The 24,679-nt window shown below is 45.6% G+C and carries 14 protein-coding genes; 11 read left to right on the top strand and 3 right to left on the bottom strand.

Annotated features, from left to right (window positions below):
* Nucleotides 1-148 precede the first annotated feature (148 nt).
* From G519_RS0132520 to G519_RS0132510, 3 genes are all read left to right on the top strand, one after another.
* Nucleotides 149-1,756, top strand: coding sequence for a helix-turn-helix domain-containing protein (locus G519_RS0132520; protein WP_161632972.1), 1,608 nt, complete (start codon nt 149-151; stop codon nt 1,754-1,756).
* A gap of 84 nt (nt 1,757-1,840) precedes the next feature.
* Nucleotides 1,841-7,075, top strand: coding sequence for an OmpL47-type beta-barrel domain-containing protein (locus G519_RS0132515; RefSeq protein WP_029198185.1), 5,235 nt, complete (start codon nt 1,841-1,843; stop codon nt 7,073-7,075).
* Nucleotides 7,076-7,360: 285 nt separating this feature from the next.
* Nucleotides 7,361-13,267, top strand: coding sequence for an OmpL47-type beta-barrel domain-containing protein (locus G519_RS0132510; protein ID WP_029198184.1), 5,907 nt, complete (start codon nt 7,361-7,363; stop codon nt 13,265-13,267).
* A gap of 128 nt (nt 13,268-13,395) precedes the next feature.
* Here the strand turns inward: G519_RS0132510 and G519_RS0132505 are convergent, their stop codons facing one another.
* Complete coding sequence (locus G519_RS0132505; RefSeq protein WP_029198183.1) at nt 13,396-14,106, bottom strand: glycosyltransferase family 2 protein; 711 nt, start codon at nt 14,104-14,106, stop codon at nt 13,396-13,398.
* Nucleotides 14,107-14,440: 334 nt separating this feature from the next.
* Entirely contained in the window at nt 14,441-15,148 is a 708-nt protein-coding gene (locus G519_RS53140; RefSeq protein WP_051253886.1) for a GntR family transcriptional regulator, read from the bottom strand.
* Nucleotides 15,149-15,500: 352 nt separating this feature from the next.
* Here G519_RS53140 and G519_RS45650 point away from each other — a divergent pair, with 352 nt between their 5' ends.
* The 7 genes from G519_RS45650 (at nt 15,501) to G519_RS0132465 (ending at nt 22,673) form a co-directional block, all read left to right on the top strand.
* Nucleotides 15,501-16,835, top strand: coding sequence for a hypothetical protein (locus G519_RS45650; protein ID WP_051253885.1), 1,335 nt, complete (start codon nt 15,501-15,503; stop codon nt 16,833-16,835).
* 64 nt (nt 16,836-16,899) lie between these two features.
* Complete coding sequence (locus G519_RS51135) at nt 16,900-17,403, top strand: type 2 periplasmic-binding domain-containing protein (RefSeq protein WP_029198181.1); 504 nt, start codon at nt 16,900-16,902, stop codon at nt 17,401-17,403.
* Entirely contained in the window at nt 17,375-18,013 is a 639-nt protein-coding gene (locus G519_RS0132485) for an extracellular solute-binding protein (protein ID WP_029198180.1), read from the top strand. The genes G519_RS51135 and G519_RS0132485 overlap by 29 nt, the downstream gene beginning before the upstream one ends.
* A gap of 87 nt (nt 18,014-18,100) precedes the next feature.
* On the top strand, nt 18,101-19,747 hold the full coding sequence (locus tag G519_RS45645) for an ABC transporter permease (protein WP_127528224.1): 1,647 nt from the start codon (nt 18,101-18,103) through the stop codon (nt 19,745-19,747).
* A 12-nt stretch (nt 19,748-19,759) separates the two neighbouring features.
* Nucleotides 19,760-20,842 (top strand): ABC transporter ATP-binding protein, encoded by a 1,083-nt coding sequence (locus G519_RS0132475; RefSeq protein WP_029198179.1) that lies wholly within the window; start codon nt 19,760-19,762, stop codon nt 20,840-20,842.
* A 34-nt stretch (nt 20,843-20,876) separates the two neighbouring features.
* A complete protein-coding gene (locus G519_RS0132470) occupies nt 20,877-21,824 on the top strand; it encodes a ComEC/Rec2 family competence protein (RefSeq protein WP_029198178.1) in 948 nt (315 codons plus the stop codon).
* A gap of 30 nt (nt 21,825-21,854) precedes the next feature.
* Complete coding sequence (locus tag G519_RS0132465; protein ID WP_051253883.1) at nt 21,855-22,673, top strand: inositol monophosphatase family protein; 819 nt, start codon at nt 21,855-21,857, stop codon at nt 22,671-22,673.
* A gap of 119 nt (nt 22,674-22,792) precedes the next feature.
* Here the strand turns inward: G519_RS0132465 and gdhA are convergent, their stop codons facing one another.
* On the bottom strand, nt 22,793-24,163 hold the full coding sequence (gene gdhA / locus G519_RS0132460; protein ID WP_127528226.1) for an NADP-specific glutamate dehydrogenase: 1,371 nt from the start codon (nt 24,161-24,163) through the stop codon (nt 22,793-22,795).
* A gap of 152 nt (nt 24,164-24,315) precedes the next feature.
* Here gdhA and G519_RS51405 point away from each other — a divergent pair, with 152 nt between their 5' ends.
* Nucleotides 24,316-24,492 carry a hypothetical protein gene (locus tag G519_RS51405; protein ID WP_154669641.1) on the top strand — a complete coding sequence of 59 codons (177 nt, stop codon included), beginning with the start codon at nt 24,316-24,318 and terminating at the stop codon, nt 24,490-24,492.
* The last annotated feature ends 187 nt before the right edge of the window (nt 24,493-24,679 follow it).

The raw sequence follows: 24,679 nt of genomic DNA, 5'->3' as shown, positions 1-24,679 counted from the left end.
GAAATTAATAAAAAGTCAACTACAACAATGGATTGTCGGTTTGCCCAGTTACCTCAAGGCTTATCTGCCGATTTCAGGCTGCGAAGTTTGAGTTATTGAAAAATATTTACTGCAAAACCTAAATGATAGCACCACGGGCATTATGATTTTGGATGGAAAGCAGAATCTGATTCTAGGTGGCTCAAATACATTCAATTATAAACAGATGCTTCAGCAAAACATAAAGAACCATGAATTGGTTCTAGGCAACAATATGTATCTCATTCATTCTCATGCTTTCAAAATAGAAGATTGGACTCTTTACTCCACTGTCAAGGTGAAGGATATAAGCAAAAATATCGATAGAATTCAATGGGAAATATTGGGCTTATGTTTGTTTCTGCTGTTCATACTTTCGGCTCTAACCTATTGGAACTCTCGTCGCCATTTCAAGCCTTTTAGTCAATTGGCCAGTCAGATGAAAAAAACGGTTGCATCCGCCTTACCTGCTTCAGAACAAACCCAAAATACGGAATATGCCATTATCAAATCAGGTCTTGACCATATGGTGAAAACAATGGAAGAGATGAACATTATGATTCACAATCACCAGGACGTGATAAAAAATGAATTTTTACGGCAGTGGCTGCTGCAAGGCACGTACAACGGGGCTATTCAAGAAGATAGGAACAAAAATTTGCATTCTCTGCTTTCCTCCGATGTCTATTTGGCTGTTATGCGTATTAATCGTTATCAATCCTTCTCGGATCGTTATTCGTATGCATCAAGAAAACTTCTGATCTACGCGATGGGGAATATAGTGGGAGAGATATTGGGAAAACACGGATTTGTGTCCGAAAATGTAGATTTAGGCAGCGATCATTTAGTTGTTTTAATTGGCGCCGGAGCTGATGAAAACGAACCCATGCAAGCTTTATATGAAGCGAGGGAAGCAATTGGACAATGGCTGCAGTTTCATGTAACCGTAGCGCTCAGCAACAAAACAGCTGTCCATAATAATATGCGAAACTTGTATGACCGTACTTACGATCTCACATTACTAAGGTTTTTTAATGAGCAGGACAAAGTTTATGTGGAAGAGGATTTGGGAGATTATTTGCCGGAGCAGCAACCGGATCTGGATGAGAAGCTGGTTCAAGAGCTTATCCAATCCGTGCGTAAATCCCAAAAGGATAAAGTAAGCGCAGAATTAGATGCTTTATTTGCCAAGCTCCAAAACCTGACGTATGCGGAGTGCAAGTTCCAGTTGAAACTATTATTTTTCTATATTTTTAAAGCGTTTAATAAAGTTATAGCTGATCAAGAACAGGGCGGGGCAGACCTGCTCCTCCAAAAATTTGATACCTTATCAGATGTAAAGGACTGGATTTATAATCAATTTGTAAAGATCATTGACAGCGTTGCGCTCAAACATTCTGCATCCAACCGGAAGGAAGAATTGGCTTCGGAAATTTTTGATTATGTCAAACAGCACCTCCAAGACCCCATGCTGACACTAGAGAACATTGCGGATTATTTGGTGCTTTCCGTAAGTTACGTCCGTTTGGTTTTTAAAGAAACGTATCTCATAACACTGTCGGATTTCATTCATCAAGAACGCTTGGAGCAAGCTAAGCAATTGTTGATTTCGACAGATTGGCCGGTGCTCAATATTGCAGAAAGGTCCGGTTTTCAATCGAAAACCACGTTTTTTACTTCCTTCAAAAAGTATACGGGATTAACGCCAAACCAATACCGTGAACAGAATAGCAAATGATCGATCGATTGGGGTGAATTTTTAGTATATAGATAATCTTGAAGTAAATGAAAGCGTATTCAATAAGAAAATATGGAGGTTGTTGTGAATGATACTGGGGAAAAAAAGAAATTCGTAAGTTTCTTACTTGCTTGGGTGCTTGCCTTTTGCAATATTCCTAATGTGTTCGCAGCGGTAAGCGCGCAAGAAACGTTAACCAATTTATTGGCGGCGGATATGGATACGCAATTTAACGGGGGGATAAGCCCGTTTACGGTAGCAAGCGGTACGTCTGGAGGATCGCAAACGATTGTGCAAAAGAATGGAAACAACGCTCTCGAGTTTCGCGACGCTTCGCTTGGCACGAATTTATCAAGCTCGTTTTATTATCGTTTGACCAGCGGTAAGCTGATGCAGCGCGTTAATGAAATATACAGTATGCCGGCAGGGAGTTCCCCGGTGGAGTTTGTTTTTGAATACAAGCTTGAGCGCACTGCTGCGAGCAATAAGCCTGTAGCCAAGGACATTTATGCTCAAATTCAGTTCGGCAACTACGATAATAATCTGATTCCCCGTTTCCCAACGGGTTCGCCATCCGTGAGTATTAGTGGAACAGCTGCCTACCTGAACGACGAGCCGCAAGGCAGCGAAGTGCTGCAGACGGTTAACGATAAGGATATTGCCAGCTATCGATTCAAGGTGATCCCGAATGGAGGGGTGCGTAAGGTTTCGAATATCGAGCTTGCCTTCTCTGTTCGTGTCGATGTAGGCGGCACGGATGAAGCGTATGTCGTCGACGATTTGGCTGTATATGAAGTGAATTCCCCGCTGGTTCAGGATACAGAAGCGCCAACGGCACCAGCAAATTTAACGTTCACGGCAAAGACGGATACGAGCGTCAATCTTTCATGGACGGCTTCGACGGATAATGTGGGAGTTACCAATTACGACATTTATCAGAATGGTATTTTGTTGGCAACTGTAAGCGGTATCACTACAACAAATAACGTAATTGGCTTGTCGCCGAGTACAGCATACACATTTATGGTCAAAGCAAGGGATGGAGCGGGCAATACTTCAGCTGCCAGCAATGAAGTTTCGGTGACGACAAATCCTTCAGCCAATGGACTGCCAATGCCGTTTGGGGATAGGGATATCGGCAATGTGAATCCTGTCGGCAATGCAAGTTACAACCCGGATACCGGCACTTTCAGAGTACAGGGGTCCGGGAGCGACATTTGGGGAACTGCGGATGCGTTCCACTATGTATACCAGCCTTGGACGGGCGACGGTCAAATCGTAGCGAGCGTCTCTAAAGTGGAGAATGGGGTTGCTTGGACAAAGCCGGGTGTTATGATCCGAGGGAGTATATCCGATCAGTCCCCTTATGCGATGATGGCTGTAACACCTGCAAACGGGGTTGTTTTCCAGGATCGTCTGCAATCGGGTGCGGCTTCGACACTAACGGCAGGGACGAAATCGGCGGCGCCCTATTGGGTGAAGCTGGTGCGTGTGGGCAATATGATCAGTGCGTACGATTCGAGTGATGGTATCAGCTGGTCATTTATCAAAAAAGAAGCGATTAACCTGCCTGAGACCGTTTATTTCGGACTGGCGGTAACGAGCCACAACACGGGGAAGTTAGTCACTGCTGAATTCGACAATGTAAACATTGGTGAAGTCCCGCCATCGGAGAATACAAGCTCGCCTTACCCCGGCACAGTTGAAAGCAGAAAACAATGGCTGTGGGATAAGACAAAAGTAATGACGGAGTTTGGCGGCTTGCAATTAAATATCACACAGTATGTTGCACAGATTCTCGATGGACAGAATGTTGCTGCGAATCTGCAGAAGATTGATAAATTGTTCCAAACTTATGATGCAGAGCAATATAAAACGGTTTCCAAAATTTACGCCTATCTGATGGTTGGCGACCAATTCAGCAGTACCATGAAGGACCATGTCAGGGCATATTTTGCGCAATATGCTTATGCCAAGCTGCCGCAGACTGAGAATCTGAGGATGAGCAATTATACGGCAGGTTATTTGGTGGGCCATTATTTACCTGAGGTCGTCGATTTGAATGGAAAGTCCGGTGATGCACTGAAAAGTTTAAATAAAGTCAATATTGAGGCCATGATTGATGCGGGGGTTCATAAGGGTTGGGCTGAATATGAAAGTCCTGAATATACCTTTATGACTTACCTCTGTCTTAATGCCATATACCAATATACGAATGAATCGGATCTTAAGCAGAAGGTAAAAATGGCTATGGACGTAATGTGGTTCGAGTGGGCAAATGACTGGATAGACGGAACCTTTATCTCCTCCACAAGCAGGGCAAAGGGTGATTCGGTTTCTGCGAGTGACCCGACGTGGAGAGGGGCAGATCACACTGCTTTATCCTGGATGTATTTCGGCTCATACCGCGCACAGCAAGGGATAGGTGATTCGGACGCTAACGTTCCTTCAGCCTACCGTCCGTATTTAGAATATTTGGGCATGGTGCTGTATCGTGGAATGAGTTATACACCGCCGGAAATGGCCATTCGAATCGGGCAGTCCGGTTATAAAGACTACAGCTCCCGCAAGACCAATATGCAGAATTCAAGCGGACGCAATTTGAAAGTCTACCGTGATGCATATGTTAAGCCTACATGGGGACTGTCTACCGAGGTTACTTACAATAGGGTCGACAACTGGATTGAAGATATTCCAGTCGCTTTACGCTGGCATTCCGCCAAGCCGAACCCTCTATTTAGAATAAATACAGATCAGGGTGACAGCACGGTTGGAAATTACGATTCGCCTGCCACTCATCGAATTATGCAGGATGGCAAAGCAGCTGTAGGTGTATTTAAATTATTGAACAATCCCACCACCAATTATATCAATGCCATGTTTCCAGACACGGGATCGATCATAACCCGGCAAGAGCAAGCAGGGTGGGTGTTTAGCGATACAGGTCCAATGTATTTTGCCTTTAAAATGGTAAAGCCTTATTCCTGGTATTACCAGACGCCTATGGATCCGGCGAATAAAGTCAAGACAAATGCTCGGCTTCACCCTACCAATACATTGACCTATAGTTACAACATTCTTCGAAGTCAGGCTGACACGAACGGTTGGGTGATTGAAACGGCGGATGCCTCGGAGTATGCGGACTTTGCCAGCTTCAAGAACGCAATTCTGAACACTACCACTGTTGATAGCACGCATATCAATGACACAAATCCGCGCCTTATCTACAAAAGCTTAAACGGGGATTTGATGGATATCACCTTTGATGATGCTGCAGCTGCTTATAACAATACTCATAATATCAACAATACACCCATCAACTATAACACTTATAAGCTCTTTGATACACCTTGGCTGCAGCAGGAGCAAAACTCCGATACATTTACGGCTACTCAGGGCGGTGAAGTCTATACCTATGATTTTGCCAACTGGACGATTACCAAAGCAGGTGAGCTAATGATTGTTCCAAACAGCGGCTTTGAGAATGGTGCAACAAGCCCTGATTACTGGACTGACAGCTCTTTGGGGGGATCATCAGTTAGAACGTGGGACACCGTCACTTCCAGGACCTATGGCCACTCTGTAAAAATTGACAATGCAGCATCTGCCGATTACGGCGGCTGGAACAATGCAGACGGCAATATGATCGCCATTCAGCCTGGAGCTGCGTATACGCTAAGAGCTTGGGTAAGGACCAACAATGTCAACTCAACCGATGGAGCAAATGTTGGAATAACGTACTATAAGAGTGATGGGACTACGGTGACCGGCAGTACTTATTTTTCAAACTACGTGAGAGGAACAAGCAATTGGACCCAAATCGAAGCAACCGCAACGGCACCGGCTGATGCTGCAAGGATCAGGTTTGATTTGAATCTTAAAGGAAAGGGAACTGCTTGGTTTGATGATGTGGAGTTGGTTGGTCCTGTTATAAAACTGAGAGCATTGACGCTATCGGCTGACAAGACGCAGTTAAAACCGGGAGAAAACACTGTGCTCAACCTGAGCGGAACCTTGAGCGATGGTAAGTCAGCTGATTTAAGCAAAGCTTCGGTTATTTACAGCACGAGTAATAGTGCGGTGGTTACCGTGGATCAACAAGGAAACATCACAGCCGCTCAAGCTGGTAACGCACAAGTTAAAGCGACCGTAACACTCAATGGGACGACGTTGGTATCTGCTGCAGTAACGATTACGGTTGATGGCACACCTCTGGTCACTACCCTTGCAGTGAACCCTGATCTGCCGGATGGCCAGAATGGCTGGTATGTCCATCATGTAAACCTAACTTTAAGTGCCAATAACAATCTGTTTGGAGTGGCGAAAACGGAATACAGTTTGGATGGAGGCGTTTCATGGCAATTGTATACAGAACCAGTGACATTGGATAAAGATTCTAAGTATTCTTATAGCTATCATTCGATAGACAATGCCGGAAACGCGGAAGCCATGAAGACTGTCAGCATCAATCTGGATTCGACGGCTCCGACCATCACGGGCGCTCCGACGACGGACGCAAACGAGAATGGCTGGTATAACACTAATGTGACGGTTCACTTTACCTGCGCGGATGCCTTGTCAGGCATAGCGGGATGTACGCAAGACACCACCCTCACGTCGGAAGGTTCGAACCTAAGTGTGATGGGGGATGCAGCGGACCAAGCAGGGAATGTTGCTTCCGCTGCATTAATGGGTATCAACATCGACAAGACCGCACCTGTGACAACAGATGACGCTCCTGCCGGTTGGGTGAACAAGGACGTTACTTTAACGCTCACCGCCAGCGACAGCGGTTCTGGTATAGTCGGCACTTACTACACGGTTGATGGAGGGGCCCAGCAGCAAGGCGCATCCATTAGGATTGCGGAAGAGGGTAAGCACGCGATCTCCTACTGGAGCGTTGACAAGGCCGGTAACATAGAAACTCCGCATACGGTGACCGTACAAATAGACAAGACAGCTCCAATTCTTAGTGTCGTTTTGGATAAAACCGTTCTGTGGCCGCCTAACCACCAAATGATTTCGGTGAGTGCATCTGTTTATGCGGATGACAGTTTGTCCGGAATTGCCTCTGTCGTCCTTACATCCATTACCAGCAGCGAGCCGGATAGCGGGCTAGATGAAGGAGAATTTCCAAACGACATTCAAGGTGCGGAAATCGGCACCCTAGATACTCAATTTAATCTTCGAGCTGAAAGATCCGGTAACGGCAATGGACGAATATATACCATTAGGTATACGGCTATTGATCTTGCAGGCAATAAAACGAATACGGAGACGACGGTTACGGTCTCTCATAGTCAGTCTAGCAAGCAATGATTATACGAGAAGATTTAGGGCCCGCACAGTTCGTGTCGGTCATTTTTTACTCTCGGAATGGGCATTAGCCCCAAGCAGAAACAGATTAAGTAACTCTTAAGAAATGAAGAGAATCTTTGTATGCATCGAATGCGACTTTTCCCGGGTATTATCGTCCTTCGCTCAGGTTTTCCGGTCCTCTTATTTCATATAAGCTAGCGAGTGTAAGCACTTTCTTTTTATCAGGTGCTGTGACCTGAGGCAGAGTCCTCAAGTTATTCTTAACTACTACGGAGGTGATTTTTAATGAGAAAGCGCTTTAATTTCATTTGCTTATTGTTGATATTTGCTATATTGCTGCAGTGGGTTCCAGTTCCCGTTACGGCGGCTGAGCCATCTCCGCTGTTTGAAGACAGCTTTGCCGGAGGACTCAACAATTGGGATTTGTTTGGCAGCACGGCATGGCAAATTCAGGGCAGCGGAACGGAAGCACAGTTGAAAGGCACGACGACGTCGACAACGCCTCAGCGCGCGGTGGTAAAACAGTCTTCGCTTCCTTACAGCACCAAAGATTTCAGCCTGGAGTTCACTGCCAAGGGAGACCGCTTCCGGACAATGTTCAGGTATAGCTCCGGCACAAGTTATTATTTTCTGGAATTTAAAAATTCAAAATTTGTAGAATTGTGGAAGTATCCCAACTCATCTGCCAATGTGCAGGTGGGAACCCCTGTAGATATAAGTGCCGCCATACCGAGCTTCAATCTGACCGATTGGCATCAATACCAAGTGGAAGTCAAAGGGTCCGAATACAAGCTTACCGTTGATGGAACCGTGATTACGTCATTCACAGACTCCTCTCTAACGGCAGGCGGGATCGGTTTCTCTCTGAAAAGCATCGGTCCGGCTGTTAATTTAAATGTTGAAAGTGTGGTGGTTAGACCGGTTTCCGCTCCGATTACGTTCGCGATCGGACATATGCCAGTGACGGAAGTTCCCTACAATACCGATTTGCCTGTTTCCTTCACTCTCACGGATACGGGTGCCACAGCTGCTGCTTTCATACACTTTGACTACGGGGACGTTACTCCCGAACAGGTGATTCAAGCGGCAGGGAATGGAAACGGATCCTATTCGGGGACGATTCCAGGAACCAATCAGTCCGACCGAATCCGTTACTACATAACGGCACAGGATGAGAAAGGCAGGAACGCCCGTTATCCGGAATCCGGGAAGATTACGGTTACTATTGGAGAGATCGTCCCGTATCTGAACAACTTTGAAGGAGAGACGCTGAACGCCGCACCAGCAGGCTGGACGGCAACGGGAGCGAGCACGAAAGTGATTCAGCTGCCGGACGGAAACAAGGTATTCAACCTGAATGGATCGGGAAGCGCCAAACTGAACCTCCCCATGTACCGGAATGCGGACAATTTTATCGTTAAATTCAAGGCTAAATATGAACGGACGAGTATGGCGCTGCAGAATACCTGGCGGTTTCGTTACCGTGCTGTGGATGACGCGAACAACAATGCGATGGAATGGGCCACACACAACTCCAAGTATTTCCTTATGCGGAAAACAACGCTTGGAGGCAACTACTATATAGCCAATTACGTAAAGTCGCTGCTCGGCGATTGGCATGATTATGAGCTTCGCATAAGCGGCATCACCCACAAGCTGTTCATTGACGGGGTGGAAACGGCGAGCGGTGACGATTCCGATCAGCTCGCAATGAAAAAAGGTTACTTCCAGTGGAGCGTCGTTGGCGGCATTAACCTCATGATTGACGATTTTGCCATTGAACCTATTCCAGTACCTTATGTGATGGATCTTCAACCCTCGGGCAATTTCTCGGGAATTTATACGAAGGAAGAATCTCCTGGTCTCACCTTGGCGTTGGAAGCCGGAGCTGCGGCGCATGAGTTCAGGATGGATTATTCTGTGCGTCGGGCGGATGGAGACCAAGCGGTTGTAGTATCTGGAACAAAAACCTACAGCTTGGGGAAATATGCGAAGAGTGTGGATACAATTCCTTTCGTACCTGGGCTAAATGAGATCGGAACCTATGAAGTCTCGGCTGAATTTACGGTCGATGGAGTGAAGAAGCCCGAACAATTGAAACAGATGCGTTTAGCGGTCGTGGCAAAGGCTGCTCCCATCCAGCAGCCTGATCTCGATAACGAGAGCAAATTCGGTCTGAATACGCATTATTCGTTGAATTGGAAAGATGATATCATCGACGGAGCCCGCAAGCTGGGCGCACGCAGCCACCGCTCCGGTATCGCTTGGGAGGAAGCGGACAAAAAAGTGAAAGATGCATCTGGTAAGCCGGTTTACAATTACAGCGGGATCGATCCTCAACTCAACAAACTGTTTTCTTACGGATTTAATCAAATTACCGTATTAGGTATCGACAAAAATGCGAATTATCAGGAAGGAACCGTCAATACGACCTCCGCATTGAAGGCAATGGGGGACTTCGTTGCCAATACGGTCAGCAGATACAAGGGCAAGATCCGGCAGTGGGAAATGCCGAACGAACCCGAGATTTTCTCCAAGCCCTACATACCGGAGGAATTCGTGCAGCTGCAAAAAGTCGCATATCTAAACCTGAAGAAAGCAGACCCGGACGCCATGCTTCTCGCTGGTGATCATACCTCTAGTGTGCGCAGCGTTCTGCCGAAGGAACTAGAGCTCGGCTCTTTCGACTATGCTGACGCCTATTCCTATCATCCGTATGTGTACAATTCCATGCCGGACGGCAATCTGCAGAGCATGATGAACGGGGTCAAGGATCTTGTTAACGCTTACGGGGGCTGGAAGGATTATTATTTGACGGAAGGGGGCTGGCCGACAGCCACGTCCGGTTATCCATCGGTTTCTGAGGAGACCCAGCGGGACTATATCGTTCGCGCCTTCCTGAATTATATGGTTACGGATCAGGTGAAGGCTTACGAATATTACAATTACAAAAATGATGGTACGGATGAGCGATACTACGACATTTTCTGGGGGATTACGGACAACGATGGAAGACCGAAACTGTCCTACGCCGCCGTTAATCAACTGATGACCACCCTAGATAAAGCGCGTTACATCGGAACTTGGGAACCCGGGGACCCAGACGTTGCCGTCCAAGTATTCCTGAACGATGGTGAACCGATTATTACGGCTTGGAAAAAGGTTGATCATAAGGACAATCCGACGATTAAACCTCCTACAAGCACGATCACACTTCCTTTTAGCGCAGCAGGGCTGAAGATAAAGGACATCAACGGCGTGGAAATTCCAGTAACGGCAGTGAATGGAGGCATTCAGCTTACCGTTTCAGGGTCACCTGTATACATCACAGGAGCACCCGCCGATTTTGTATTTCAATCCTCTGCCAAGCTTTTGAAAGAAAAGGAGCTGGAAGCTGCCGCCAAGCTGAACATGGCGCGGACTCCAGTTAACGCGTCTCTCGTCGATGGCGATTTGGCGGAGATGAGCCGCATCTATACGCAGTTGGAAGCTGTTGACGGTAGCGGGAATAGGGCTGTAGGGCTTGAGCAGGGAATTAAGGATATTTACACGCTGATGGCACAAATTGCCGCCCAGATTAAGAACGGCTCTGTGGTACGGGCAACCGGTTACGTGGCGTTGGAGGCTTTGTACAATATGGCAGAGAGCGCTTCGGTCAACCTAGCTTTCTCCCTTCACGGGACCGGAGCGAACAGTCTGGATTATACCGAGGCCGTGCAAGCCGTGACTGCCTCGTTCAACAACAAGAAAGGAGACTACAGCGTCATGACTATCTCCGCATCCGCTGTGCTCCGCATGAACCGATACGGCAGGTTGGCGGAGGCCGCCCACGCACGAGGGGATTTTGCGGAAAGCTACGCATATAATTTGCTGGCGCATGAATTTGCAGGGGCAGTAGAGGCGATTGCCGATTCCGAGCCTGCTAAATTCATCGGGGTGATGGCCAATGTTGTACCGACACAAGTGAACGGAGAGGCTGGCTATGCGAATACGATCAATCTATCTCTTGTCAATAATACGGAAATTCCTCAGCAGGTGACCGTTCAATTGAAGCTGCCGGATGGCTGGGAGTCTTCGCAAACTGGGCTGGCAACAACCGGCTTAACCATCCCCGCAGAGGGCTCACTTGATCAGCCCTACCAAGTACTTGTGCCGGAGAATACCCGCAAGGGGCGTTATGAGATTGCCGTTGAAATTCAGTACAACGGCACTGTTTTCGACACGAAAAAGGTTCAGTTGACTGTAGAAGATGGACTTGATGTAAAGCTCATTCCCGTAAAGAAGACGATTGAAGAATTGGATGTACTCTCCGTGCAATTGACGGGAACGTCATCTTTCGTAAAATCGGGTGTGGTGACCGTCATAGGACCAGACGGCGTCTTATTAGAGCCTGTGAACTCGAATGCCTTCAATGGGATAAAGAAAGGCGATAAAGTCCAGATGGACTTCCGTTGGACGTATCATAAACCGGTCCCATTCAACGAATATGACGTCGACCTGCAGGTCGAAGAGGCGACAAGCAAAAAGGTGATTTTCCATGATCCCGTCCTGCCGGTTGAATTCAACCTTGTTCAGTTGGCACGGGATGTGACGGTTGACGGCAACCTGAACGATTGGAAGGATGCCTTTCCGTTCCATCTTCGGAGCAAAGCCCAGAATTCGAGCGGATTCCATGACCCCGATAATCTGGAGGCGACAGCCTACGCCAAGTGGTCGGATAGTGGTATGTATATTGCGGTATCAGTCCGAGACAACATCCACAAGCAATCAGAGAATGCAGCGAACATGTGGAAAAATGATTCCGTTCAGGTTAGTTTGGATCCACTGAACAACCGGGATTCCCCGTATGGGGCGGATGATACGGAATGGGGCTTCGCTTTGGCGGATGACGGTACACTTCTCGTCAATATTTTCAACTCTACTCAGCCTAATCCGAACGGAGACGTGAGTGGCAGGGTTCCTTTCAAAGCTGTTCGGGATGAAGCGGCAGGCAGAACATTCTATGAGTTTCAGATCCCTACCACCTATGTGAAGGACTTGAAGCCGGAGCTCGGCGGAATCATCGGATTTAACGTCGCCGTAAACGATGCTGACCTCCAGAACGGCAGAGATAATTTTATTCAGTGGACCAATGGAACGGCCGATTCGAAGAACACGGCGTTGTATGACGCTTTTATGTTCATTGATTACAACCCGCCGATTCCTGTAGTAAACGTTTCTCTTGAACCCAAGGAGCTGCTTCTCCGCCCTGGACTGGAAGCGTCCCTATCAGCCATCCTTACACCAGTAGATGCCACCGATAAGATACTATTCTGGTCAAGCAGCAATCCGTCGGTTGCGGATGTCACCAACAATGGGATTATAAAAGCCATGAGCGATGGAAAAAGCACCGTTACAGTGACAACCAAGGATGGAGGATTTAAGGCCTCCACCACGGTGATGGTTGACGGGACGGCACCAGTAACCATCGACGATGCGGTTCCTGGCTGGCACCGTACAGCCCAAACCGTAACCTTGGCGGTTTACGATAATTTGAGCGGTGTCGCGCAGACGTTTTACCAATTGGACGACGGACCGCAAACAGCGGGGACTACCGTAACGATAGCAGGTGACGGAATCCATACCCTTTTCTACAACAGTACGGATCGGGCGGGTAATGCGGAATCGCCTAAAATGGCAGTCATCAAGATCGATTCGTCGCTGCCGATTATACGAGTGACGGGTCCCCTGACCGTGTCACAGGTTACGTACGGAACATTGGCCATTGTAACGGAAGATGCTTTAAGCGGTGTAGCAGAAACAACTTATCGGTTGGATGGCGTCCCGATCTCGAACCCCTACGCAATCGGACCGATGTCCCTTGCCATTGGTGTTCATCAGTTAACTATTGAAGCTGTGGACGCAGCGGGCAACCGGGCGACAGAAAGCTTGAACTTAGCAATCACTTTCACCGTAGAAGAACTGGATGAATTGCTGAATTACGGCTATGATAGGGGTTGGATCGACGGGCAGGGCATCCTGAACAGCCTCTTGTCTAAGGTCCGAAATGTTCAAAAGGACACTGTCAAAGACAACGGAGAAATCAACTTCAACCCCTTGCTTCAAGAAATTAAAGCTCAAACTGGCAAAAAAATTGACGCTGGATTTGCTTTGATCTTGCAGGAGGATATCACTTACTTGATTAGACACTAAGTGATTGGGGAGCACCTTGGCCAATATAAAAAAGGCATAACGTCTGAGACGTTATGCCTTTTTGTATGAATTCATAAACCGGTTTCACAAAGGTCTCTCAGTCAATGTGAGGATGGAGGCTGCTTTTTCTATGGATCCCTTCGAGTAGCAATTTTCCTGAATTGATCTGTTCTCGCTATAATCCGACTCCCCTTTAGTACATAGTCATCACTGCCTTGCCATGTGTGAGACTTCTTGTGTTTTCTTCTAATTTGCACATAATTATAAGGAGTAGGTGCGTATATTCTAAAGCCTTTAGCCCGGCATCTGTTTAAAAAGGAAACGTCTTCGCCAAGTGACACATGGGGAAATCGTACACGGTCGAACACACGTCTTTTGAATAAAATGGTCCCTCCCGCAACTAAACCAACGAACTTATTCTGTCGCTCAGGAAACCGGAGGACGAGCAGCTTTCTTGCTTCGAGATAGGCCAAATATGCTCGTTTTCCCACAACATCAGCATGTGATCGATGTAACGCCTTCATCTGTCCGGTCAAGTAGAACGGTGAGTAGAAATCATCATCATCGAACTTTGTGATGAACGGGTACTTCGCTTTGCTTACAGCATAATTCAGGCATCTACCTAAAGATTTCTTTTCAGGAACCTTATAGACTGAGATGCTTTTATTTTTTTTAGCTATATTTCGGTACTTTGTTAATTCCATACTATCTTTATTCAAGACAATAATCAGTTCTTTTACTGGGTAATTCTGATTCTTGTAATTCGTAAGAATATTATTAAAAAAGTGTGGTCGGTTTGTACTTATGATGACTGATACTCCCTGTGAAGACTTACCCATTCCCCTTACCTCCTTTCAGCAGTGTGAAATTATCTGATAACGGTATATGTTCACTTAAATAAAAGTGCTTGTTTGTTTGTTACCGTGATATTGTACAAATAACTGACGATCCCCGAAGAACTTATCCAATATGGCACAATCGGCCACTACGGATATCCTCTAAAGCCAAAAAGGACCGTCAGGGTGATCTTCCCAGCCGCTCCTTTTACTAAGTAGCCAAACAATAATTGTTCAACCGCCTGTGAACATATTCTCTTATATCTGTTTCCCAAACTCAACACGCGCCCGGCATTTTAATATGGAAGCGTGTTGGAATTTACACGAATAGAATAGTCTACTCACGTTTGATAAACAATTTAAAAACGTTATTTTTCAAATAGTCGAGGGAATAGAATACAGGTCTATCCGCTTCGTCGAAATGGAGTTGTTTTAACAAGATGATTTCATTGCCAATCACGTTCACAGCTTTCTGATCCAATTCCTTGGAACTGCTTAACGCACAGATCTCTGTGATCGCATAGGTAATGTTGATTCCCATCTTGCTTTTCAAAAAATCAAAGATCGCCCCAGAAAATTCCCCATCGAAATGACCTGCAACCAGACTCTGCGGAAAAATATTATAATAAAATGCGACTTTTTTGCCATCGGCTGTTCGCGAGCGCTCCAAAATGACAACTTTTTCATCGATTTGCAGCTGCTTTTTCCAATCATCTTCCGGCTCGCGTGTATAGATTTTGATGTCTAATTCACTTTCGGTATAGCCTTCATTCTTGATCATTTGACCAACACTTTGCAGCTTACTCAGGGGATTAATAATGAAATCCGGACGATTATTGACATAGGTTCCGACACCATTTTTGCTAATAAGAACCTTTTCCCGCTGAAGCATCTTAAGCGCCTCTCGTAGCGTAGGCCGACTCACCTCGAATTTCTTTGCGAGTTCAGGTTCGGAAGGAAGCTTTTCCCCAGGCTTCAGTTCCCCTTCATTTATACTTCTTTCAATCTCTTCTTTCACTCTGAGATAAAGCAATTTTTTCTCCAAATTTCAGTGATTCCTCTCCGTAAATTGTTTCAGTTCAATGTAGTTACTTCTGATGCTGTCTGACAACGTTAGTGTAACACATTTTTGCTATTTTAAAAACAGGATAACTCATCCAATGAACGGTTTAAGCGGATTTATCTATACAATTACTTAACATTGGAATGATTGACACAGGCAAGTTATCTTCCCTATAATTTTAGATGTCAGACAGCGTGAATATCGTCGCGATAAGGAAGGAGGACTTGCCAAAAAGGCGGAATGATTTTGCTTAATGGATGGATTAGTAGAATTCGTTAAGATTTACTCCTAATTGAATTGAAAATAACTTGATTTAACGGAGGGGCTGTATTTTATGAGGAAAATATTGTTAAGTCTAATGACTGTATTAACTTTGATTATTCCTTTCTTCACTAATGCAATTACGACTCATGCTGCAAGTTATTCGGATCTAGCTGCCTACTGGGCACCTCAAATTTACCAAGATGTGAACGCTGATCTTGACGTGAGGGCAGACTTTATAACTAATTTCAACTATGACGGCGATTATCTTGCTCTGAATAACTGGGATAATCTTGCGAATTACAATGAAAATGGCTATGTCTACTATAAAGTTGCTGAAACCGCAACTCATTACTTTATCGAGTACGACCTGTTCCATGCAAGGGACGATGCTTACACGAGACCGCTCGATGCACATGAAAATGACCTCGAAGGCCTATTCCTTGTCATCAAAAAGGATGGATCTAACTACGGATCTTTCCAGCTGATGGAAACAATGGCGCATAACCAGTGGTACGATTATACGAATGATCCTAACATCACATCAGGTTCAGACGGTGTTGATGGCGGAGTCCTTTTCAATGGAAGCCATCCCATGGTATTCTGCCAAGCTAATGGACAAAGTCCAAGCGGCGGGCATGGTGTCAAGGCATATGATGGATCAAGCGCTCCAGGCGGAGATGGAATTGTCTACGATTACACAGGTATAGCGCAATTCCCGACTAATACATCAGGCAGTTATACGAACCACTACGGCTACGCATTAATTGAGTGGGGTGACCTTTGGAATCGCAGAAACGACCCTAACATTTTCGCTTCCTGGGGGACATTTGCAGGTGATAACCATACAGCTAATTCTGCGAATGCGCCATGGGGATGGGATGACAGTGATGACGGCCCAGCCTTGCAGGGGATGAATTGGTCTGATCCGGCTCACCAAGTAGATGTACACCTCAATGGTCTAGGTAATTTCTCACATACTTATGTATTCAATCCGTACTACTCACATAAAATTGTTCTCCAAAATGCTCAGAGTTTGGCAGACCGCGACCCGTTCGGCGGTAAGAGCGATATGTACATAAAAGCATATGTAAACAGCCAGGGGCAGACAGACGCTAGATTCTGGAAGAAAAATGATGCGCCTAAGAATCAAATTTACAATATAGCTTTTGGTGCTAATGAGGCAGAGTTCGGTCCTAACTTCTCAGAAAACTACAATACCGTCTATGTAGCGAAACCATCGAATACCAATGTTGAAATCCATGTGTATGATTCAGATGGAACTTCCGGTGATGATGATATGGGTTATGTATCAGCAATTGTAGCGCCTGGAACCACACAGACATGGAATGATGCTCTGACAAGTAATGGACAAGCAAAGGTATCAGCTGCCGTTTCTGCTAAATAAGTTAATCGCATGATCAATCGCCTCAGCTCAAAATACAAAAGAGAGATTATATAGGAGGATGGAAATGTTTCAGAAACCTAAAGCACGTACACTAAGTTTGTTATTGGCTGCTTCATTTATGTTAACCACAGTTTTAACAGGGTGTGGGGCTGGCAAAAGTACGCAAGCTACCTCGTCAACGACAACTCCAGCTAGTACGAAAAGCAGTGAGCCAGCCAAAGCCACGACTGCTCCAGAATCGAAGAAATTGGTTGTTTACGCAGCGTTAAATGAAGATGATATCGTGCAAATTAAAAAGAAGTTTAAAGAAGATACCGGCATTGAAATTGAATACTTGCGTTTGAGCGGCGCTGGAGAGGCTAGCACGCGCATTCAAGCAGAAAAGGCTACACCAAAAGCGGATATTTTTGTAGGCGGATCGGTTGAGTTCTATGAGCCTCTGGCTCAGCAAGGCTTGCTTGAAAAATACACGTCTCCAAATGCGAAAGAAATTGATCCCAAGTTTAATGATCCGAAAGGCTACTGGCAGGGATGGTATTATGGGCGTGCTCGGTATCGTTCTGAATAAGGACAGATTCCAAAAGGAGCTCGCGCCGAAAGGTGTTAAAGAGCCAACAACTTGGGACGATTTGCTTGACCCCGCCTATAAAGGCTTGTTCCTTACGTCCAATCCTGCGACAGCTGGCGGCGGTTATATCTTTGTTGCTGACCAGTTGTTTCGGTTGGGAGAAGAAAAGGGTTGGGACTATTTGAAAAAGCTTCATACAAATGTTCATCATTACACACCTGCTGCAGGCGACGGAATTACCCTTACTGCTACAGGTGAATTCGTAGCCGCCATGTCTTGGGCGCATGATATTGTTAAATCGGCTCAAAAGGGTTATCCGATTAAGGTGATCGTTCCTGAGCAAACTGCCTTTGAAATCGGCGGTGCAGGGATTGTGAAGGGTGGAGCGAATACGGAAAATGCCAAGAAGTTCGTGGACTGGCTGTTAACCAAACCGATTGGGGAAATGAATACGAAAATGTCCAATCGCTACTCGGTAAGAAAAGATGTAGCTCCACCCGAAGGCATGATCAAGATTGAAGATGTAAAACTTGCCAATTATGACAGGGACAAGGCTTCTCAGATGAAAGCGGATGTTGTGAAGAAATTTACTGAAATGACGAGTAAATAAATACTTGATAGGAAATGTTTGATCACCTCCTCTTGCTGCCAATTTGCAGGGGAGGTGCATGCATATAACCGAAAGGTGTGGAAAGATTTGATCTCATCTACTGTCAAGAATACCTGGGCTGAAATGAAGAGGTTAAAAAATGAACCTTTATTAGCTTTAGGTGTGGCAGCGATTATTCTAATTACATGCTTTTTTGTCGTTTGGCCCATTCTTAAAGTGGTAAGCTTCACACGATTAGAAGATTATATGAAGCTCTTTACGTACTCACGTTGGTATCATGCGGCCATGAATAGCTTGTTTATGACGGCTTTATCAACCGTGTCGTGCACGGTCATTGCTTTTGTTTTTGCTTATACGATTACAAGACTCAAAGTTCCTTTTAAAGGTCTCTTCAAATTTATTACCATATTACCCATTGTTTCTCCTCCTTTTATTGTTGCACTGTCCTATATCCTTCTCTTCGGCAGACAGGGCATCATTTCGAAATATGTGCTGCACGTTAATATCGATATCTACGGCTGGCACGGCCTATGGCTGGTTCAGACGATGACCTTTTTTCCATATGCCTATGCGGTAATTCATGGCGTTTTAAAATCGACCTCCAACAACTTGGAGTATGCTGCTTATAATCTCGGAGCTACACATTGGCAGGTATTTAAACATGTATTTCTACCTCTGTGCAGGCCGGGTATCGCAGGTGGAGCGCTGATTACAGCAATGAACGTTTTGGCGGATTTTGGGAATCCCATGATCATAGCCGGGAACTTCACCGTTCTTCCAACAGAAGCTTACATGCAAATGTCAGGACTGTTCGATTTGAATTCAGCTGCTGTGCTTTCAACAGCACTGCTGATTCCTGCGCTTGGTCTGTTTGTATGGAACAGAGCCTGGGTAGGCAAACGTTCCTACGTCACCGTGACGGGGAAGGAAACTTCCCTAGATCATTTTCCACTGCCCTTCGCCATAAAATGGGGGTTGTTTGCTTTCTGCATGCTTATAAGCATTATTGTTCTCTCAGTCTATGGCGTTCTGTTTTATGGCTCTTTCACCAAGACATGGGGATATGATTGGTCGTTCACCTTGCAAAACATCCATTACGTTACAGCTAAGGGGCGAGAGATTTTCAATAGCTTGAAATATGCTTTGCTTGCTTCATTGGCTGCTGGATTCTTTGCCCTGCCATTAGCTTATATTGTTCAAAGAAAGCATATAGGCATCAATCGGCTGCTTGATTTTTTGGCGATATTACCAGGAGCAGTTCCGGGGGTATTCCTAGGACTTGGTTTTGCCATGGCGTTTAATGAAAAACCACTTCTGATTACGGGAACTTCTCTTATTATGGTCCTTGCCCTCATGTTTTGGAATTTACCAACCTGCTATAGCGCCAGCCTGGCAGGTCTTCATCAGATCAGCGGAGCCTTGGAAGAAGCCTCGCTTAATCTTGGAGCAAGCAATTTCGCCACGTTCAGGAAAATTGTGATTCCGCTATTGAAAGGGCCGTTTATCTCGGGAATAGTCGTGTCATTTCTGCGATCAGTGACTTGTTTAAGCGTCATTATTTTCATTTACTCGGCGAAGACATCCATAGGAACGGTGTCCATTCTTGGATTGGTTCAAAACGGAGAATGGGGCAGCGCATCCGCCTTTACGATTGCACTCATTTCCATTGCCTTCGTTGTACTGGCAGTAGCTGAATTTTTCTTGAAAAAGCAAGGCAGATCGATAGAACTTTAAGTGGAGGAACCCATGAACACGGAGAAACCGATGATCCAAATTTCAAATATATCCAAAAGCTTCGGTGACTTTGAGGCGATCAGTCAAGTGTCTCTTGACATTCCAGAGGGTAGTTTCACAACACTCCTCGGACCCAGTGGATGCGGTAAAACGACATTGATGCGGCTGATCGCCGGATTCTATGAACCGGATGCCGGTGACATTTATATAGAAGGTAACAAAGTCAATGGTCTGCCCGCATTTAAGCGAAATACACCACTAGTCTTCCAGGAGTACGCTCTTTTCCCGCATATGACAGTTTACGAGAATATTTCGTATGGATTAAAGCTGCAGAAGCCTTCTCGTCAAGAAGTGAGGGATAAAGTGGATGCCATGTTGAGTATGTTTGGACTTCAAGGCTTACAGGACAGACTTCCTAGAGAGCTGAGCGGTGGACAACAGCAGCGTGTCGCCTTTGCCAGAGCGCTCATCATGGGACAGAAGGTTCTATTAATGGATGAACCGCTTAGCAATTTGGACGCAAAAATGAGAGTTGAAGTTAGAAATGAACTTAGAGAGCTGCAGCAGCGTTTGGGCATAACGGCAATTTTTGTTACGCATGATCAGGATGAAGCTTTGGCGATTTCGGATAGAATTGCTGTGTTCAACAAGGGGCGTATCGGCCAAGTCGGGACACCGTGGGACATTTATTTTAAACCTGAAAGTAAATTTGTAGCTGATTTCGTTGGAACTGCAAATTTTATAGAGGGTGAAATTATGGCTGAAGAGGGGGATGATCTGGTTGTAAAATGCGGAATTATTTGGTTGCGGGTACATCGAAACGAATATCCTTTTCGGCCAGGTGACCGAGTAACTCTTGTGATCAGACCGGAATGCTTCTCCATTATTGATAAACCGGTTGCCGGTGATAATGTTTGGACTGGAGTCATACAGAGAAGCAGCTTCCTAGGGCGAGTGATTCGCTATTGGGTCGATGCTTCCCCTTTTCAATGGATTGTCGATGACTCAAGCCCAAGCGTGCGTGGCTATCTGCAGGGCACTGTGCATCTTGCTGTGGACAAGCATAAAATTCATTTACTGCCGGTTGACAGGTAAGGAAATATAAACGATCCGTAGAGGTGATAGGAATATGCCGGGTGCTAATGTTAAATTTCTAAATGTCGGATGGGGAGATGCTCACCTGATTCAGCTGCCTTCTGGCGGTATTTGTTTAATTGACGGGGGAGACGGCACTTTCTCCGAAGATCAGGACCATCCGTTATCTTGGATGAATCGAAATCAGACGGAGCGATTGGAATGGATGATCCTTACCCATATTCACGAAGATCATATTAACGGGCTCTTAGATGTGGCTAGAGCTAAACCGGTTATCAAAGCGATTCTTCCATATGAGCCCTTCGAACTTCCTCCAGAAGAGCTGACTCACGAACAAGGGGATGGTTTTGCTAGGAGGGTCTATCGCATGTTGGCATCTTACCTTGAATTCATTCAAGTTTTAATCGAACAGGGTACTGAGATTAAATGGCGCAGCGAATATGGATCGAGCGAGAAGTCTGTTATCTGGTCGGATGAAGGCATTACCTTAACGCATCTGTATCCTTGGCAAGATGACCCTCTTCCGGCATACGAAGTCCTCGTGAAAATGATCTCAAATTCTATTGAATCTGAGAGTGAGGGAGTGTTGGAGAACTTGCCACGATTCTTTGAGTTATCTAATCATGATAGTTCAGTCTATCGACTTAGTTCTATGGAAGAGCCTAATTCCAGTGTTCTATTTGGCGGGGATCAGTTGGAGCCTGGGTGGGAAAGACTAGCACAGCGAACGGATATTAGGAGCAGAATTTGGAAAGTTTCTCATCATGGGATGGAGGATGGCTTCAATTCCAGGATTGTATCGTGGATTCAGCCTGAACACTGTATCATTCCTGTTTGCTTGGAGAGATCCGAAGCGTTCCAAGAGAACTGGGAGAAGCTCCGCTCCTGTACAAACATGTCCTATTATTTGACTGGAAGTTATGCTAATGGGAAGACTCACCTTTTGGATAACGGATCGGTTCCTATCCAAATCGGTTATTGAATACTGCTGTTTTAAAGAGAAGGAGAACGTATGAACGAGCAGCTAGCGTACGAAGACGCAATTATGCAGGATGCAATCTTGTATGTGAAGGAAGCGGGCAAACTTATTATGGATCTAATAAATATGCCCTTGCAAATACAAGAAAAGAAGAATCAATCCGATCTGGTTACGGAAGTGGATGTACGCAGCGAGCAGCTGCTGCGCGATCGAATTATCCGCGATTATCCAGATCATTGGATTCTATCGGAAGAAACGGATGGCGGCAGGGAAGAGTCCCATCGCGCTTTACAGCAGCCGACTGCGGGTTACGGCTGGATCATAGATCCTATTGATGGGACCATCAACTTTATTCATAGCATAGCACATTTTGCAATCTCTATAGGTATTGTGAGAAATGGAGTGCCGATATGTGGAGTCGTTTATAATCCTGTAACCAATGACCTCTATTCAGGTCGAAAACAGGGCGGCGCATTTTTGAATGGCCAAACGATTCAAGTAGGGAAGGAGCAAGAACTTGCTCAAGCATTGCTGGCAACAGGATTTCAAGCAATTGACTGGAAACCGAACTCTGTTGTTGTAGGGCAAATAGGAAGAATGACAGGCAGAGTCCGAAGCGTACGCATTATGGGAGCTGCCAGTCTCGATTTATGTCTAGTGGCTTCTGGGCGGTTGACCGGATTTTGGCATGACGGATTGTATCCTTGGGATGTCGCCGCTGGTATCGTCATTCTTCAAGAAGCGGGTGGAACGATAACGAATGTTGCCGGAAGACCATTTACATTAAGTGACAGCACCTTGATTGCATCCAATTCGATCATTCACCAAGCTTTGATTTCTGTATTACAGTAAAACTTTAGTACCGGAGTGAAAAAAACGGCCCTATCGCGAAAAGATGCGAACACGGGCCGTTTTTTTTGGTGAGCTTATTATAAAAAAGTCACCCTTAATTCTTATAATTGCTGTTTTCCCTAAACAACACCTTGAGCAATCATGGCGTCGGCCACTTTTGTAAAGCCTGCAATATTGGCACCTACAACAAGATTGCCCGGGTGCCCGTATTCCTCTGCCGCTTGGACAGCGCTTTTGTAAATATTTTTCATAATCGCATGGAGCTTATCGTCCACCTCATGGAATTGCCATGAGTATCTCATGCTGTTTTGAGACATTTCTAACGCGGATACGGCAACACCGCCTGCATTCGCTGCCTTGGCCGGCCCAAAAAGCACACCTGCCTTCAGGAATACATCAATCGCTTCCAAGGTAGAGGGCATATTGGCGCCTTCCCCGACTGCAATTACTCCGTTGCTTACAAGGATTCTTGCCGCATCCTCATCAATCTCGTTCTGTGTCGCGCTAGGAAGCGCAATTTCGCATGGAATGGACCAAATGCCGTTGCACCCTTCATGATAGGTTGCAGTCGGATGCTCCTTTACATACTCGCTGATTCTCTCTCTCTCAACTTCCTTCAACCGTCGAATCGTGTCTAGGCAGATTCCATTTTTATCATAGATATAGCCGTTGGAGTCGCTGCAAGCAACGACCTTGGCGCCAAGCTGTATCGCCTTTTGCATGGAATATATGGCCACGTTGCCGGAGCCGGAAACTACTACGGTGCTGCCCTCGAAGCTAAGGCCCTTGGATTGCAGCATTTCATTAACAAAGTAAACACATCCATACCCAGTCGCTTCGGTACGTCCCAAGCTGCCGCCATAGATGATCCCTTTACCTGTCAGTACACCAGCCTCGTAAGCACCGCGAATTCTTTTGTACTGACCGAACATGTAACCAATTTCGCGCGCGCCTACGCCAATGTCTCCTGCTGGAACGTCGGTGTCCTGCCCCATATATTTATAGAGCTCTGTCATGAAGCTTTGAGTAAAGCGCATGATTTCATTATCGGACTTTCCTTTAGAATCGAAATCGGAGCCGCCTTTACCGCCGCCGATCGGCTGGCCTGTAAGGGAGTTTTTGAAAGTTTGTTCAAATCCAAGAAATTTAATAATGCTCGCATTAACGGAGGGATGAAAACGCAACCCGCCCTTGTACGGCCCAATCGCACTGTTGAATTGAACACGGAAACCACGATTAACATGCGTAATCCCTTGGTCATCTACCCATGGAACGCGAAAAGTGATTAAGCGCTCTGGTTCTACGATCCGCTCAAGAACACCGAATTTCATATACTTCGGATGCTTTGAGAGTACCGGGATTAGCGACTCTAAAATCTCTTTCACAGCTTGATGGAACTCATACTCATAAGGATTACGTTTGACTACTGTTTCGTATACGACATGTACATATTCCCTTGCTACTGCCTCATTGTCCAATTGAACAATCACAATCTCATCCACCTTCACAATCAGTTATGATAAAAATGTCTAATAGTATAGTTTTACCTTATCCTTGGCAATTGAGCAATTAAAATTTACATGTCATGTAAGCTTACTTTGACGTGTTAATCAAGTGATCATTTGGTATGAAATAAAATAACATGCGATCTTCCACGAACGGAGGATCCAGCTGGGGCTACTTGAGTACGATTGATGAAAAGAACGGAGCGCCAGGCTCTCTTGGTAATCCGGATAAAGGGGTCTACGAACCGCATATGATGATGCTACCTATGCAAGCGGCACGATCGGAGTTCGCGTTGGCTTCGGTAATAGCGTGAGTTTTGATAATAAACTTATTTGATTATCCAGTTAGCTCAGGAATGTCTTTAAATACGAACTAATGTTTGGTATAATGAAATCAAACATATGTTCGGGAGTGATTTTTATGGCAAAGCAAGAATCGATGAATCTTATTCAATTTCAAAAGAAGTTTCAAACCGAGGAAGCTTGCCATCAGCATTTGTT

The organism is Paenibacillus alginolyticus DSM 5050 = NBRC 15375, assembly GCF_000422905.1.
In the GTDB taxonomy this organism is placed as follows: domain Bacteria; phylum Bacillota; class Bacilli; order Paenibacillales; family NBRC-103111; genus Paenibacillus_E; species Paenibacillus_E alginolyticus.
The sequence above is the reverse complement of the archived record's forward strand: the minus strand, read 5'-3'. Positions and strand labels throughout refer to the sequence as shown.